General features: G+C 41.6%; 16 protein-coding genes, 2 tRNA genes and 1 pseudogene. 8 read left to right on the forward strand and 11 right to left on the reverse strand.

Annotated elements, in window-relative coordinates; translation table 11 throughout:
• Positions 1 to 36: 36 nt before the first annotated feature.
• The 3 genes from F890_RS11840 to F890_RS11850 all read right to left on the reverse strand — a co-directional run bounded on the left by F890_RS11840 (position 37) and on the right by F890_RS11850 (position 2,191).
• Entirely contained in the window at positions 37 to 327 is a 291-nt protein-coding gene (locus F890_RS11840; protein WP_004646315.1) for a co-chaperone GroES, read from the reverse strand.
• A gap of 168 nt (positions 328 to 495) precedes the next feature.
• Positions 496 to 1,272, reverse strand: a complete 777-nt coding sequence (locus F890_RS11845) for a metallophosphoesterase family protein (RefSeq protein ID WP_005267062.1) — start codon at positions 1,270 to 1,272, stop codon at positions 496 to 498.
• Positions 1,253 to 2,191, reverse strand: a complete 939-nt coding sequence (locus F890_RS11850; RefSeq protein WP_034619166.1) for a diacylglycerol/lipid kinase family protein — start codon at positions 2,189 to 2,191, stop codon at positions 1,253 to 1,255. Before F890_RS11850 ends, F890_RS11845 begins: the two co-directional genes overlap by 20 nt.
• Positions 2,192 to 2,608: 417 nt before the next feature.
• Here F890_RS11850 and F890_RS11855 point away from each other — a divergent pair, with 417 nt between their 5' ends.
• A complete protein-coding gene (locus F890_RS11855) occupies positions 2,609 to 4,438 on the forward strand; it encodes a phosphoenolpyruvate carboxykinase (GTP) (protein WP_004730232.1) in 1,830 nt (609 codons plus the stop codon).
• Positions 4,439 to 4,573: 135 nt separating this feature from the next.
• Entirely contained in the window at positions 4,574 to 4,996 is a 423-nt protein-coding gene (locus F890_RS11860; protein WP_004730234.1) for a hypothetical protein, read from the forward strand.
• Between the two features lie 73 nt (positions 4,997 to 5,069).
• Here the strand turns inward: F890_RS11860 and F890_RS11865 are convergent, their stop codons facing one another.
• Both F890_RS11865 and folD read right to left on the reverse strand, forming a co-directional pair.
• On the reverse strand, positions 5,070 to 5,738 hold the full coding sequence (locus F890_RS11865) for a class I SAM-dependent methyltransferase (protein WP_004730236.1): 669 nt from the start codon (positions 5,736 to 5,738) through the stop codon (positions 5,070 to 5,072).
• A 159-nt stretch (positions 5,739 to 5,897) separates the two neighbouring features.
• Positions 5,898 to 6,746: a bifunctional methylenetetrahydrofolate dehydrogenase/methenyltetrahydrofolate cyclohydrolase FolD gene (gene folD, locus F890_RS11870; protein WP_004646309.1), complete on the reverse strand. Its 849-nt coding sequence runs from the start codon at positions 6,744 to 6,746 to the stop codon at positions 5,898 to 5,900.
• Between the two features lie 153 nt (positions 6,747 to 6,899).
• On the opposite strand from folD, the gene F890_RS11875 reads away from it, so the two are divergent.
• A tRNA-Cys gene (locus F890_RS11875) sits at positions 6,900 to 6,973 on the forward strand.
• Positions 6,974 to 6,983: 10 nt separating this feature from the next.
• Positions 6,984 to 7,069: transfer RNA gene (locus tag F890_RS11880), tRNA-Leu, on the forward strand.
• 151 nt (positions 7,070 to 7,220) lie between these two features.
• Here the strand turns inward: F890_RS11880 and F890_RS11885 are convergent.
• From F890_RS11885 to F890_RS11895, 3 genes are all read right to left on the reverse strand, one after another.
• Positions 7,221 to 8,123: a helix-turn-helix transcriptional regulator gene (locus F890_RS11885; protein ID WP_004730239.1), complete on the reverse strand. Its 903-nt coding sequence runs from the start codon at positions 8,121 to 8,123 to the stop codon at positions 7,221 to 7,223.
• Positions 8,124 to 8,276: 153 nt separating this feature from the next.
• Positions 8,277 to 8,480 (reverse strand): hypothetical protein, encoded by a 204-nt coding sequence (locus F890_RS11890; protein WP_004730241.1) that lies wholly within the window; start codon positions 8,478 to 8,480, stop codon positions 8,277 to 8,279.
• 215 nt (positions 8,481 to 8,695) lie between these two features.
• Positions 8,696 to 9,688 carry an NAD(P)H-quinone oxidoreductase gene (locus tag F890_RS11895; protein WP_004730244.1) on the reverse strand — a complete coding sequence of 331 codons (993 nt, stop codon included), beginning with the start codon at positions 9,686 to 9,688 and terminating at the stop codon, positions 8,696 to 8,698.
• A gap of 130 nt (positions 9,689 to 9,818) precedes the next feature.
• On the opposite strand from F890_RS11895, the gene F890_RS11900 reads away from it, so the two are divergent.
• Positions 9,819 to 10,163 carry a thioredoxin family protein gene (locus tag F890_RS11900; RefSeq protein ID WP_004730246.1) on the forward strand — a complete coding sequence of 115 codons (345 nt, stop codon included), beginning with the start codon at positions 9,819 to 9,821 and terminating at the stop codon, positions 10,161 to 10,163.
• A gap of 69 nt (positions 10,164 to 10,232) precedes the next feature.
• Here F890_RS11900 and F890_RS11905 read toward each other — a convergent pair whose 3' ends face one another.
• The 3 genes from F890_RS11905 to cysD form a co-directional block, all read right to left on the reverse strand.
• The gene (locus tag F890_RS11905) at positions 10,233 to 10,505 is read right to left on the reverse strand and encodes a hypothetical protein (RefSeq protein ID WP_004279462.1); all 273 of its coding nucleotides are present in this window, start codon (positions 10,503 to 10,505) and stop codon (positions 10,233 to 10,235) included.
• Positions 10,506 to 10,650: 145 nt separating this feature from the next.
• Positions 10,651 to 12,267, reverse strand: coding sequence for a sulfate adenylyltransferase subunit CysN (gene cysN, locus F890_RS11910; protein WP_004730250.1), 1,617 nt, complete (start codon positions 12,265 to 12,267; stop codon positions 10,651 to 10,653).
• Positions 12,268 to 12,432: 165 nt separating this feature from the next.
• A complete protein-coding gene (gene cysD, locus F890_RS11915; RefSeq protein ID WP_004730252.1) occupies positions 12,433 to 13,347 on the reverse strand; it encodes a sulfate adenylyltransferase subunit CysD in 915 nt (304 codons plus the stop codon).
• A 323-nt stretch (positions 13,348 to 13,670) separates the two neighbouring features.
• Here cysD and F890_RS11920 point away from each other — a divergent pair, with 323 nt between their 5' ends.
• From F890_RS11920 to F890_RS19425, 3 genes and pseudogenes are all read left to right on the forward strand, one after another.
• Positions 13,671 to 14,213: a hypothetical protein gene (locus F890_RS11920; RefSeq protein ID WP_004730254.1), complete on the forward strand. Its 543-nt coding sequence runs from the start codon at positions 13,671 to 13,673 to the stop codon at positions 14,211 to 14,213.
• 315 nt (positions 14,214 to 14,528) lie between these two features.
• Complete coding sequence (locus tag F890_RS11925) at positions 14,529 to 15,164, forward strand: YqiJ family protein (protein ID WP_004730256.1); 636 nt, start codon at positions 14,529 to 14,531, stop codon at positions 15,162 to 15,164.
• Between the two features lie 37 nt (positions 15,165 to 15,201).
• Positions 15,202 to 15,354, forward strand: a pseudogene (locus tag F890_RS19425) (band 7 protein); the annotation flags it as partial.
• Between the last annotated feature and the right edge of the window lie 498 nt (positions 15,355 to 15,852).

Raw genomic sequence — 15,852 nt, forward strand, 5'->3', positions numbered from 1 at the left:
TCTGATTTGGAATGAATAAAACTTTTTTAGCGCAGATTAAGCTTCTAATACCGCTAAAATGTCAGATTCTTTCATGATTAAAAGCTCTTCGCCGTTTACTTTTACAGTAGTGCCTGCATAAGTACCGAACAATACTTTGTCGCCAACTTTTACGTCTAACGCGCGTACGCCATTATCAGTGATTTGACCATTACCAACTGCAATGATTTCACCTTGAGCAGGTTTCTCAGCAGCCGAACCTGGAAGTAAAATGCCTCCAGCTGTTTTAGTTTCTTCTTCAACACGACGAATAACAACGCGGTCATGTAATGGACGAATGTTGCTCATAAATAACTCCATCAGACTAAGTCTTTTTTAGGTCACTGATGACGACTTAATTATTCCATGGGTCATCATCAAAAATTTTTGATGTCACTTTTATGGAGATGGAATAAAACGCTTCAAGGGCAAAAATGAAAAAAAATTGGTTTTTTTTAACGAATCATAGGTTTTCGTCTATTTATTCAGCAGATCGGCTTTCAACAAAAAGGCTTGCGCCGCTTCGTCGAACAAATATTGAGAAATTTTTCCTGTGGCATCAATCAGATTAAAGCTGTTCGGTTCATCTTTATGTAGACGATTTGACGCAGAAGTCCCTGCATGTACATCATATACAGGATGATCCATCCCCAATCCGAACATCTGATTCAAATCATAAATCGCCGGTTGATGCAGATGCCCATGTAACACCGCAAACAGACCATGCTCTGCCCAGGCCTCTAAAGCAATTTTGGCCATCAATGGGCTGTCCTTGAAACCGCGCTTATTTTGAAAAGGCACATAAAAAGGCTGATGGCTGACAATGATTTTTAATTTGGAAGCAGGCGCCTGCGCCAGCGTCAGGTCAATACGCTGAATCTGCTCAAGGGATAAATGCCCTTTGGTATGATATCGACGTCGGATCGAATTCACCCCAATCAGATAAAAATTTTCAGTTTCAAATATTGGCTCCAATTCACCAAAAAAAATCTGGTAACGGGTAAATGGATTGAAAAGCCGATTCCACAAATGATAGAGCGGAATATCATGATTCCCCGGGATCACCATATAAGGCGTATTGAGCTGATCTAAAAATTTTTTGCAGGCAAAGAATTGACCCAAACGTGCGCGCTGAGTCAGGTCACCACTGATGACGACGGCTTCAAGTGGATGGGTCTGACAGAAATGCCGAATCGCTTCTAAACACTCCGGCTTCTCTGTTCCAAAATGCAGATCAGACAGATGCAGGATCATGTGGCACCATTACGTTTAGGCTATCTTTTAATACAGAAATATTGAGTGGCGGGGCCATTTCCACAATTTCCCCATCAATCGCTACCATCAGTTTCTTGGCTCGGGATTCGATTCGAACTTGATCGGCTGCAAAACTATAAACATCCGATGCCTGGTCAATCTTGCCACGAATCAGCTGATACACTAGCTTAAATAAAGTAAGCTTATCACTTTTAGAAACTACAACTCCCGCCACTTTGCCTTTTTCAGCCGCTTCTGCAATGCGCATTTTCATATCCGCCAGTTGCAAGGGATTATTGCCAAAAAAGATCAATGGTGTTTTCACTGGATATTTCTTGTGGTCCACCCAGATTTTTAGCTTTAATTCTTTACGGTCGCGAATCAGAACATCCAGTGCAGAGGTATAGGCATGTAGCGGTAAGCGACCAAAAATACGATTATAGTCTTCACGTTTGTTAATAAATAAAGGATATAGACCTAAACTGGCATTATTCAGATAAATTTCCTGATTGATCCGGGCAACATTCATACGTTGTGGCTGTCCTGTCGCAATCACTTTTGCCGCTTCAAGCAAATCCAGCGGAATCCCCAATAATCTGGCCACATAGTTAAAAGTCCCTAAAGGCAAAATACCGACAGGAATTTGCGTATTCAACACATGTTTGGCGACTGTATTTAAAGTGCCATCTCCGCCCGCTGCAACGATAATTCCTGACTCGCTAGATGCCAAATGCTGTTCAAGCACCTCAGTCATAATTTTATCAAATTGCTGTGAATCATTGATTTCATAAGCTTTAGTTTGATAACCCTGTGCTGAAAATATATCGATCAGCTGTTCATAAATGCCTTCTGGCCCCTGTATGCGAAAACCAGCTTTATGATTAAAAATTAGCGATAAGGGTTTAGATTGATTAGACATTTTTCGCGCAATTTCATTGAAGCCTATTGGCATTTTGTCCAATTCATAGACAATTAACAGTGGCTTTATGTAAAATTCAAATGGCAACCATTTATTTAATCAATAATGAATATTAGAGATCTTATAAAATTAAGATAATGATTTTAATATTAATTTTTAAAATAAATACCACCCATCATTTAAATAAATAGAATCAATAATTCAAATATTTAGTTTTATCTTGTTGTTTTACTTATATTTATAAATAAAATAGCATTATATTCCAAAAGAAATCTAGCACTTCTTTGGTCTTATTTTTTTTATCATTTTATGCTTTAATACAGCCACTTTTTTTCATATTTCATCTGGGCGATATTTTTTATTGCTCGGATTGTACTTTGTACATCTAATTTGTACACATTTGAGATAGGCCTCACCATGACCCAAGTGAACGCACCAGAATTCGTTCGTCACCCTAAGCTTATTGCTTGGGTGGAAGAGATTGCTAAATTAACAAAACCAGCAAAAATTGAATGGTGTGACGGTAGCGCAGAAGAATATCAACGTTATATCGACTTGATGATCGCTAACGGCACAATGCAAGCGCTGAATCAAGAAACTCATCCTGGTTCTTATCTTGCAAATTCTGATCCTTCTGACGTAGCACGTGTTGAAGATCGTACTTACATCTGTTCTGAAAACAAAGACGATGCTGGCGCGACCAACAACTGGGAAGCACCTGCTGTCATGCGCGAAAAATTGAACGGTTTATTTGACGGTTCAATGGCAGGTCGTACACTTTATGTGGTTCCATTCTCAATGGGTCCATTGGGTTCTCATATCGCTCATATCGGTATCGAGTTAACTGACTCTCCTTACGTTGCAGTAAGCATGTCTAAAATGGCTCGTATGGGTAAAGCTGTTTATGACGTTCTTGGTACTGACGGTGAATACGTTCCTTGCGTACACACTGTAGGTGCTCCGCTTGCGAACGGCGAAAAAGATGTTGCATGGCCTTGCAACAAAGAAAAATACATCGTGCATTACCCAGAAACTCGTGAGATCTGGTCTTATGGTTCTGGTTATGGCGGTAACGCATTGTTGGGTAAAAAATGCCTGGCATTACGTATTGCATCATTTATGGGTCGTCAACAAGGCTGGTTAGCTGAACACATGCTGATCCTTGGCGTGACCAATCCACAAGGCGAAAAACACTACATCGCAGCTGCATTCCCATCTGCATGTGGTAAAACAAACTTCGCTATGTTGATTCCACCAGCTGGCTATGAAGGCTGGAAGATTGAAACTGTAGGTGACGATATTGCCTGGATCAAACCAGGTGAAGACGGTCGCTTATATGCAATCAACCCTGAAGCTGGCTTCTTCGGTGTAGCGCCTGGTACCAACACCAAGACCAACCCGAACTGTATGGCAACCATGCACAAAGACGTGATTTATACAAACGTCGCTGTGACTGACAACGGTGAAGTATGGTGGGAAGGTCTGACTAAAGAAGCGCCTGCCAACCTGACTAACTGGAAAGGTCAACCACACACTGGCGAAGAAAAAGCAGCGCATCCAAATGCTCGTTTCACAGTTGCAGCTGGTCAATGCCCTTCTATTGACGCTGACTGGGAAAATCCAGCTGGCGTGCCAATTTCTGCGTTCATCTTCGGTGGTCGCCGTGCAGACACTGTGCCTCTAATTTCAGAAGCATTTGACTGGGTTGACGGTGTTTACAAAGCTGCAACGATGGGCTCTGAAACAACTGCTGCTGCTGTTGGTCAACAAGGTGTTGTTCGTCGTGACCCGTTCGCGATGCTGCCATTCGCTGGCTACAACATGGCGGATTACTTCACGCACTGGTTAGAAATGGGCGAGCAAGTGGGCGCGAAAGCTGCCGCTGCTGGCAACAAACTTCCAGGTATCTACAACGTGAACTGGTTCCGTCGTGATGCTGAAGGCAACTTCGTATGGCCTGGTTTCGGTCAAAACATGCGTGTTCTTGAGTGGATCATTGACCGTTGTGAAGGTCGTGCTGAGGCTGTTGAAACACCAATTGGCCTAGTTCCTACTTATGAACAGCTGAACTGGACTGGTTCTGACTTCACTAAAGAACAATTTGACCTAGTAACTTCTCAAGATAAAGATCAATGGATCAAAGAACTTGAAAGCCATACTGAATTGTTCGACAAGCTAGGTGAGCGTTTACCGGAAGCGTTAAAAACTCGTCAAGCAGAACTTATTGCTGCGGTTAAATCTGCTTAATTGCTGATTTAATTTAAAAAAGGTCGCGTAAGCGGCCTTTTTTATTGGCTGTTTAAACAATTGATCACAATTGACCAGAGCAGCTGCTTAAGCAAAATATGGCATACTTAAACCAAGACTTCAGGAACTATAAATATGAAAAGAACAACAGTAATTTTGGCTGTGGCTGCAAGCAGTTTTATACTGAGTGCATGTCAGACCACACCCCATCAATTCAATGGACAAAGTGGTTATGAAATTCTGGAACGTTCAGGCAATACAGCAACCCTGAGCTACACCCTCTCAGGACGACCAAGCCAGGATGAAAATCGCTTGCAAGCCGCTTGCAGACACGTGTTAGGAAATTCCAAAACTTACAACATCCAGATTTTAAGCACCAATGAAATTTCCAATCCAACTGCGGAACAGGAAAACTATGGCCGCCAACTGGGTAATAGCCGCACGCAAATCAGCTTGAGCAATACGCCTGATTTACATAATAGCGAGAACCCGGGTGCACGCGAAGCTTTAGAAGCCCGCCCTACGACCATGCGGGTTATTCGTTATACCTGTTCTTAATCTCTGATACTTAGTTACTTAATCAGAGTAAGACAATCAAAAAGGGCCTAGTGCCCTTTTTAATTTTTTAAATTTAACGTGTTTTATAGAAACTGACATTACGAAATTCGGGCGATTCATCCAAATCCGGCCAGGTCGTCGCACTACGCTCGTCAAGTTTTTCATATTGAGGATGACTAAAGTTTTTTACCCGACTGTCTGCAACCCACACCTCAGGTGCAAATTTTAAAAACTCATCCAGGAAGAAACGGTTACATTGATCATAGAGCACATCTGCGGCTAATAAAATATCCACCTTCTCTGCCTTATATAGGTCATCCAGATATTCAAGCTCGATATCATTTAGCTCTGCATTGGCACGACAGGCATCTAGACTAACTTGATCGATATCACAGCAGATCACACGTTTTGCACCTGCCATTTTCGCCGCAATGGCAACTACGCCCGATCCCGCCCCAAAATCCAAAACTACTTTGTCTTTAACATGATGCGGCTCTGCCAATAGCCACTGCGCCATCGCCAAGCCTGAGGCCCAGCAAAAGATCCAGTATGGTGTATCATTCCAAATGCGACGAATCACCTCATCATCCAGCTTATCTGTTGGGAATACTGGCGGAATCAGCCACAGGGAAATGGGTGTATCCGGCAATTGCTGTGCATGTAGCTCACAGTGTGGAATCACATCATGCAAGGCTTGGAGTAAATGCTCAGGGGCTTTAGGGAATTGGAAGGTACAGCTCATTGGATTTTTATTCTTAGATAGGCAAAATTTTAGTTTCAAATATGAAAGTCAAATTAATAAAGAAAGTTCCCTCTCCTTTTTAAAGGAGAGGGCTAGGGAGAGGATTATTTTTAAGACCCTCACCCCGAACCCTTTCCCACAGGGAGAGGGAGAATAGGCTTAACCTAACGCTTTCTCAGCAGCTTCAACCGTTTGACGGATTAAAGTAGTAATCGTCATTGGACCTACGCCACCCGGAACTGGGGTATAAGCAGAAGCAATTTCTTCAATGCCAACAAGTTGGATATCACCAACACCACCGCCATCACGTGGATGGAAACCAGCATCAACAACCACTGCACCTTGTTTGATCCAGTCTTTTTGAATTAATTCTGCTTTACCTACCGCACCGACAATGATATCTGCTTGCTTAACAAAGCTTGCAAGATCTTGAGTACGTGAATGGCAAATGGTTACGGTTGCATTCGCTTCTAGCAGCATCGCAGCCATTGGTTTACCCAAAATTGCAGAACGACCTACAACTACCGCATGTTTACCAGCGATTTCAATGTTGTTCTCTTTCAGGATAGTCATAATACCCGCAGGCGTCGCTGAACCATAGGCTGCCTCACCCATTGCCATACGACCATAGCCCAGGCAAGTGACACCATCTACGTCTTTTTCAAGCGAGATTGCATCGAAACAGGCACGCTCATCAATTTGCGCAGGAACCGGGTGCTGAAGCAGAATACCGTGCACATCAGGATTTGCATTTAATTTTTCAATTTCAGCCAATAATTCTTCAGTTGTGGTTTCTTTAGGAAGTTCCACTTTGAGTGAATCCATACCAACACGGCGGCAGGCATTGCCTTTCATGCGAACATAAGTTGCAGATGCACCATCGTCACCTACCAAAATCGTCGCAAGAATTGGAGTACGACCTGATTTTGCTTTCAGCGCTTCTACGCGAGTAAACAAGTCAGCTTCAATTTGCTTCGCCAATGCACGACCGTCTAGAACTAATGCCACGGCACTTCTCCCAAGTGTTGATATGAATCAATTTTGCACATTCTACATGAATAATTTAAATATTTTCCGCCAGATGATGTTTTTATGCGCATACAGATGAATACACTATTGTTTTTTTTTCTGGGCTTGCTAATATACGCATCAACAAGACGCGGCGGGGTGGCAGAGTGGTCATGCAGCGGACTGCAACTCCGTGGACGCCGGTTCGATTCCGACCTCCGCCTCCATCTTGTTAAAGCCCGAGTGGTGAAATCGGTAGACACAGGGGATTTAAAATCCCCCGCCCACAAAGCGTGCCAGTTCGAGTCTGGCCTCGGGCACCATTCTTCTACTATAGAAAGATGGTGCAAATAAAGAACCCAGCGAAAGCTGGTTTTTTTATGTCTGTAATTTAGTTAGTCAAAAAATAAGTAAATTAAATTCCCATTTAAAGTGTCATCATTAATCAGGCCCTCCTGCTCTGCTTTCTCAATATCATCCAGCAGAACGTAAATATCCTTGCAAATCCTGTTCCAGTTTTTGCTGGAAATGAATCGGCTCAATAATTTTCACATAAGGTAACCAGTAACGCACCAAAGGCAATAACTGCATTTCGTGACGAATCTGGCAACTAATCACTAACTCTCCAGTCCCAGTTTCCTGCTCGATCTGCTGTTCTGGAAATAAACGGCGCTCTTTAAAAAAGACCGCGACTTCAGGTTGTACCTTGATTAAGACTTGCTGCTTTTGCTGCCCAAACCAGATGCTGTCTTCATCTACCAGCATTTTCAGTATTTCAGGATCATGCGCAAAGCTCTCCACCTCAGAAACCAGCTTGAGTTGTTGCACCTGACTTAAGCGATAGGTGCGCAACTTGTCCTGATCTACACCTACCAGATACCAGATACCATGATGGTGAATCAAGCGATAAGGCTTAATGATTCGCAATTGATCTGAATATTGCAACTCAACCTGCTGACGTTTATAGATTGCGCTTGCAAGCAACTTGAAATGCTCGGCAAACTGTTTGGCATCTTCAAAATAATAGCCTTTTGCCGAAAATACCTGATTTGCCCGCTCATCCAGCAATTCACGCATAAAAGACATATCCAGCGCCGGATACAGCTCACTGATCCCCGAAAGCTGGGCAAAGGTCTGGATATCCTGCAATTTAAAGCGCCCTAAATAAGAGAGTTCCAGATAATATCGTTTCTGTTCATCTTGAAGTAAGGGTAAGTAAGAGCCTAGACGATCAAAATCACGCTCAATGGTACGGGTGCTGACTTGAAATTCTGCAGCTAGCTCTGCAGCCCGGAGTTGATATCCGACGTTTAATTTGGTCAAAATTCTGGCTAAACGCTCTGCAAGACGCTCATGTGTTGAAGCTGGGCGCTTCATAAATCCCCACTTAATACATTCTCATGTACTTATTTATCGCTAGATGTTGAATGATTATACTGAATGCCGATCAATGAATAATATTAGGACAAAGTCTAAGATATTTTTTTGCATCAGATCTTGACCCTTTATTCACCCTAAAAATACAAGATCTTATTTGGATTTTCTGGATGCTTTCTTGCTTGAATGACGATTTTGTATTGTTAATCTTTCTATATAACGCTCCAGATGCAGCATCGCCCGATACATTTTATGTAACTCTACCCAGCTGATGGTTCCGCGAATAATCATTTTATGAATACGTCGTAATGCGCTTAAACTATGTTTTGAACTATATGCTGTTGAAATAATTTTCATCTTATTTTCCCTCTCACATTCATGTGAATGTTTAACCATTTGGTCGGAATTATCTATACATGCAATTTACGTGTCATAATTGACAGGTTGTGTCGAACAGTTAACATTTTTTAATTTTTATTCAAGATTTTATATATTTATTTGTAATAATATTTTACTTAAAATTAAAAAAAGCCAGTAAAATTACTGGCTTTTTTTGAATCACTTATCTCGTATTAAATAATTTCAACTACAACTTTACCCACATGCTCTCCAGTATCCATTGTGGCATGGGCATCCTGAATCTGATCGAACTTAAACGTTTTATAGATCATCGGGAGACATTCGCCTTTTGCCCACAATGGTGCAATCTGCTCTTTCAGGCCTTGTGCAATTTCCGCTTTTTCAGCCGTGCTGCGTGCACGCATGGTCGAACCGGTAATGGTCAGACGTTTCATCATGATTTGTCCGAGTTTAACTTCTTTGGCCTTAGCACCACCCAAGAAGGCGATATAGACCAGACGTCCATCACGGCGCAACAAATTTAAATTACGCTCTAAATAAGGTGCACCGACCATATCTAAAATAACATCGACACCACCATTGTCGGTAGCTTCATTAATAACTTGCTCAAAGTCCTGAGTTTTATAATTAATAGCCGTGGTTAAATCAGAAATCGCTGCAACTTTTTCATCTGAACCCACAGTTGCAAAAGTTTTAATACCAAGTGATTTACACAGCATCAAAGCAGTCGTACCAATCCCACTGGTTCCACCATGCACCAGTACCGTTTCCCCTGCTTTAGCCTGACCCATCTGGAACACATTAGCCCACACGGTAAAGAAAGTTTCAGGAATGGCCGCTGCCTGGACAAAACTTACGCCTTCAGGAATATTCAAGGTCTGGCTTTCTGGCACTACGCAATATTCAGCATAACCGCCACCATTGGTCAAACCACAAACCTTGTCACCAACTTTAAACTGACTTACATCACTACCAATCGCAACCACCTCACCTGCCACTTCCAGGCCAGGAACTGGCGTTACCCCTTTCGGCATCGGATATAAGCCTTGACGCTGCAGGATATCTGGACGGTTAATACCAAAGGCATGAACTTTCACCAGAACTTCATCTGCTTTAGGTTCAGGTACAGTCACCGTTTCATAAGCGAGTTTATCGACACCACCTGGTTCTGTAATAATGACTTGCTGCATGGTTTGTTGCGACATGATTTCTTTCCCTAATCTATGCATTTCATATATCTTGGACTTATTTGAACATAGTTAGCATGAGGAATGAAGCTACATCGGACTTATGTATAATCGGGGGACTATTCAGGAAATTGATAATAGGCCAACCATGATCCAAGTGATCGAATATAACGAAAACAATTACAGTGATTTTGAGTGGTTTGAAGGTTTTGCCGTGATTCGCTTTTATGCAGACTGGTGCAAGCCCTGTGTTCAGAATTTTCCGATCTTTGCCGAACTGGCGACATACTATGCTGAGGTAAATCCTGAAGTTAAATTTGGCAAGATCAATGTGGATCAGTCTCCGATTTTAACCTTGCGCTATAATGCCTATGGTTTGCCTTCTACGCTTATTTTTAGAAATGGAGAAATTATTAAAAGGATTGCAGGCGTGAAAAGTTTAACCGAAATGAAAGCAATTCTGGCCTTAGTCCTCAATGATTCTTATGAATAATTACCCATGTGAAGCCAAATCTAACAAAAATATTTCTTTTAGCTCACTATCTAAATACGGAGCCTTTAATTAACTACGCCCTTTATATTCCTTTACCATTCGATCACTCACATCTTCCGGATAACACAGCGGCGCATATCCGCCTGCACGATTATAAGCACTACGCTTACCACAACGACTACCATTACTTGCAGTATTGTAAGGACACGGACAATTTCCCGGATAATTCTCAATCGACTGCTGGATTATTTTTTGCTTGATTGCTTCAACGCTTTGGCTGCTCTGTTTGGCTTCAGCTCCAAAAGCCACACACAAGCCAGCCAGCAATATTAATTTTTTCATATATTCCCCAAATCTAGGGAGTATTGTATTAATTGACTAGTAAATTGAAAGATCACATTTTGACGAATCGAATGATTTTCATGCAATCAAAATTTAGGCAATAAAAAACCCGCTTTTCAGCGGGTTTCTTCAAATCAGTCCAGTCTTAAAGACGAACCAATTCCACAATCTTCTCAGCAAGTTCTTCAACTGTATCTACGGTTAAAGTCGTGTCTGTACCTTCAGCAGCATCGGTAATCACAACCACACCAGTTTCACGAACCAGTGCAACCTGCTCCGCATTCAAACATGCTTTAGCAATAGCAACGATCCCTTGCTGAATCAGCAAGCTTTCTAGCGCCTGAGCATTTTCCAAAGCTTTACCAGATACAGTCACCGCAGCAGGTTTTTGACCCAAACGTGCCGCACGTGCTTCTGCAGTGACAGGCTCATCGTGTGCAGACCATTCAACTGATTCTTCCACCATACCAGCACCAATCGTCACGTTATTCAAACGATCGATGAAGATAAACGAACCGGTGAAACGGCTGTCTTGATAACGGTCAAAGACCACTGGTGCATCAAATTCAACAGTCACATTGGCGATTGCATTTAGCTCAAGTTTATCCACCTGAACTTTTTCCAATGTGTTAACGTTGGTACGGTAATGAATTGCCGTTACTTTTGCCGGAACGGTTTGCGTACCAATCTTGATGTTGTACAGCTTACCCAGTACAAGTGGTTGATCTGCCATCCACACAACAGTCGCTTGAACTGAACGGGAAATATTTGGAACAGCTTGATCCGCACGAATTAACACGTTACCACGTGAAATATCAATTTCATCGTTAAGCGTTAAAGTCACTGCCTGACCTGCAACTGCATGCTCAAGATTGCCATCAAAAGTGACAATTTCTTTGACAGTCGATGATTTACCAGAAGGTAATGCTGTTACGGTATCGCCAACATTGATATCGCCAAGTGCGATCGTACCGCAGAAACCACGGAAGTCGAGGTTTGGACGGTTCACGTATTGCACAGGGAAACGGAAATCCTGCTTCGCTGAACTACGGTTAATTTCCACCGATTCAAGTGTACCCATCAGCGTTTCACCAGTGTACCATGGCGTATTGGCTGACTTGTTCACCACGTTATCGCCATTCAATGCAGAAATAGGCGTAAAGATGATATTGCTTGGTTTACGGTCGCCCAATTGTGCAACGAATGCCGCATATTCAGCCTGGATTTCATTGAAACGCGTTTCAGAGAATTCCACCAAGTCCATCTTATTGATTGCAACAATGATGTTCTTGATCCCGAGCAAACTCGCAATAAAGGTATGACGACGCGTCTGGGTTTGCACGCCATAACGCGCATCAATCAAAATGATCGCAAGGTCACACGTCGACGCACCTGTCGCCATGTTACGGGTATACTGTTCATGTCCCGGCGTGTCCGCGATGATGAACTTACGCTTTTCTGTCGAGAAATAACGATAGGCCACATCAATGGTAATGCCTTGCTCACGCTCTGCTTGTAAACCATCAACCAGAAGTGCCAAGTCAGGTGCATCACCTGTCGTACCGACTTTCTTCGAGTCACGGGTCACAGCCTGTAATTGATCTTCATAAATCAATTTTGAATCGTACAGCAGACGACCGATTAACGTCGATTTACCATCGTCCACGTTACCGCAAGTCAGGAAACGCAACAGGTCTTTATTTTCATGTTGTTTCAGATAGCCCAAGATATCTTGGCTGATTAAATCAGATTGATGAGACATCGCTCAAAGCTCCACATATTCTTTAGAAATCGGTTGTTTTGAATCTTTTTTTAATCTCCCTAAATCCCTCTTTAATAAAGAGGGACTTTATCTCCGTTCTGATTTAGGAGTTCCCCCTCTTTTTAAAGAGGTGAGCAGCATTGCTGCGCAAGGGGGGAGATTAAATTAGAAGTAGCCTTCCTGCTTCTTCTTCTCCATCGAGCCTGCTTCATCATGGTCAATCATACGACCTTGACGCTCAGAACTGGTTGCCAGTAACATTTCCTGAATAATTTCCGGCAAGGTATTGGCTGTAGATTCCACAGCACCTGTTAATGGATAACAACCCAAAGTACGGAAACGTACCGATTTCATTTGTGGAACTTCACCTTCTTTTAAAGGCATACGTTCATCATCAACCATAATAAGCGTGCCACTACGTTCAACCACAGGACGTTCTGCAGCCAAATAAAGTGGTACTAATGGAATACTTTCCAAATAGATGTATTGCCAGATATCCAGCTCAGTCCAGTTAGATAATGGGAATACACGAATACTTTCGCCCTTGTTCACTTTACCGTTATAAAGATTCCAAAGTTCTGGGCGCTGGTTTTTCGGATCCCAACGATGTTTCGAATCACGGAATGAATAAACACGTTCTTTCGCACGTGATTTTTCTTCATCACGGCGCGCGCCACCAAAAGCAGCATCAAAACCGTATTTATCCAGAGCCTGTTTTAAGCCCTGAGTTTTCATGATGTCGGTATATTTAGAACTACCGTGGTCGAACGGGTTAATACCTGCCTCAACCCCTTCTTTATTCTGATGCACGATCAAATCGAAACCATGGGTTTTCGCCATATTGTCCCGGAAAGTGATCATGTCTTTAAACTTCCAGCCTGTATCGACATGTAATAATGGAAATGGAAGTTTTGCTGGGTAGAACGCTTTTAGCGCAAGATGCAGCATGACCGCCGAATCTTTACCAATCGAATACAGCATGACCGGATTTTCAAACTCGGCAGCAACTTCGCGGATGATATGAATACTCTCAGCTTCAAGCTGTTTGAGATGAGTAAGTCTTTCCTCATTTAACGACATGGACAACACCAGCTTAGAAAAACGTGTACTTATGACACTTTTGAAAATTTATATTCATTATAGTGATTTACTTATCCTATCCATTGCTTGTTTTATGATATTGATATATCAAAAGCTCATATAAAAATTCATCAATAATGAATATCAGTTTTTATGAATCAATGATTTGCACAATTCAAGCGAGGGTATTGTGTGATATAGGTATATATTACCCTGTCGCTAAACCAATAAAATCCTAGGAAAATAATCTAAAGTAGTGGTTCTCAAATAGTTAAAAAATTACTAGAGTAAGACCCAATTCTCCCTATTGATATACTTCGTTTATGCCCTATAGCGCTTTTGATCTCACCACTGTAAAAACCCGTCTGGAACAGGCCCAGCTTGCTGGTTATATTTATCAGCATCAGCAACATATTCTAGTCTTGCAAGAACCTTTCAGTGATGATGGCAAGCCTTTAAATATCTATCTGCAACACGAGCTGACCGCGGATCAAATCGGATTACAGTTTGGTCTGCGTTTGCAAGAAGGTCATTGGGAATTCCTAATCGGCGTTACTTATAGCAACCAGAACGCAGCTTACGAAATTGGTGCTGGCAACCTAAAAGGTGATCAAAAAGCCTTTAATTTATTATATGCCTTTTATAATTATCCTAAAGCGTTCTATCTAGTGGCATTACCTTTGACAACCAACAGTCAGATTTTGGAGCAAACCTTGCAACAACAGCTTTTCAAGCAGCCTGATCTCGACTTCCTGAATACTGCAGTCAAGGTCAATCCTATGGGCGAACAGGTCAAATGGATGCAACACTATATTCTGCAACAGACTCTAGATATGAAAGTCCGGATTCAGACTGCCCTACTTTAAACTTGAACAGAAAAATTTGGAGATACTCAGGTCGATGTATCTCTATACTTTCTCAGGCAAGCACACACAGAATGCCATGCTATTCAGAATTCCTATTGCCACTATGGCATCACTTGCTCAAACATCCAGTTAGCTTCTTATAGTTTATTATTAATTTTAATAGTTCAATAATTATTAAATAATCAATATATTCAATCCTTGTTTATCGGGTTTTTTGTTATTTTTTTGCATACAAAATCAGTAATTACTGTTATCGTTATATCAATAAAAACTTTCAGACACTTTTCCTAAAAACATAATTATAGAGATAAAGAAATGTGGGAACTGTTTACGCATCCATCAAATATCGTATTTAGTATTAGCCTGAGCCTAATGCTGATGTTTGCTGCACTAGAATGTATTCTATTGCTGCTCGGCGGCGGCTCTCAGCATATCTTCGAACAGTTTTTACCTGAAGATCCCCTGCAACCAGAAATAAGCCCGGATCAGTCTCCGGGTGTTTTCAGCAAAGTATTTGACTGGTTATATCTGGGGCGTCTGCCTTTATTTATCTGGCTAATCATTTTTCTGACCAGTTATGGGTTAAGCGGTTTATTGATTCAGGGCATATTTGAGCGCCTGACCAGCCAGCTGTTTAATGTTTGGCTGATTTCTCCGGCCTGCCTGTTTCTGTGTATGCCTGTGGTGCGCTTTCTTGCCATGGCCGCCAGTAAGCTCCTGCCCCAAGATGAAACTTCCGCGATTTACAGTGATGAACTCATCGGACGTACCGCGACCATTATTCTGGGAGATGCCAAAGTGAATTCTCCCGCACAAGCCAAAGTCCGAGATCAACATGGCCAGACTCATTATGTTCTGGTTGAACCAGAAAACAATCAAATTTTAAATCAAGGTCAGAATGTAGTTCTAACCCACAAAACCAAGAACGGCTTTCAAGCCATTGCACTTTAATTTTATTTAGCTAGCACTCAATTGAGACTTTATAACAATGTTAACATTTGATTTATATAATATTTTAATTATTTCGGGAATTATTTTTGTGGCACTGGTGACTTTCGGTCTCATCATTGCACGCTTATACCGTCGTTCAAGCAAAGAAATTTCCTTTGTGCGTACCGGTTGGGGTGGAGAAAAAGTGATAAGGTCATATCAATAGTGTTAAGTAAAATGTCATATCAAAATAGTATAAAAAGTGTTAACTCCTAAAATTCAACTAAAAGCAATTAAATCCATAAAACAAGAAAGTTCAATGCAACAGTTGCATATTCCTATTTTACTTAGACCCTTTAGAATTGCTGTGTTCATATAATGCTAAGCTAAAAATGGGGGCTTATAGCTCCCATTTTTTGGTCTTTAATCCACTTTTGCTTCATCGTAAACTAGATTGTCAGCTCGGATTCAAATAGTAATGAGCAAGATAAAATTTAATCATCTTTGACTTGGTAGACAAATCGAATTCTGGTCTTTAGTAGCTTACGTCCTACTCGATCGCCTTTAAGAATATTCTTTGGAACATGAGGGCGATTTATACAGATGCTTATGATAAAGCCAGAGAACTTATGGGAGAAGTATATTAGTTATTGAATTTGCACATTAATTAACAAATATAACATAACACTTCCGATTTGACATTGCTATT

It is taken from the genome of Acinetobacter sp. CIP 64.7, from assembly GCF_000369745.1.
Taxonomy (GTDB): domain Bacteria; phylum Pseudomonadota; class Gammaproteobacteria; order Pseudomonadales; family Moraxellaceae; genus Acinetobacter; species Acinetobacter fasciculus.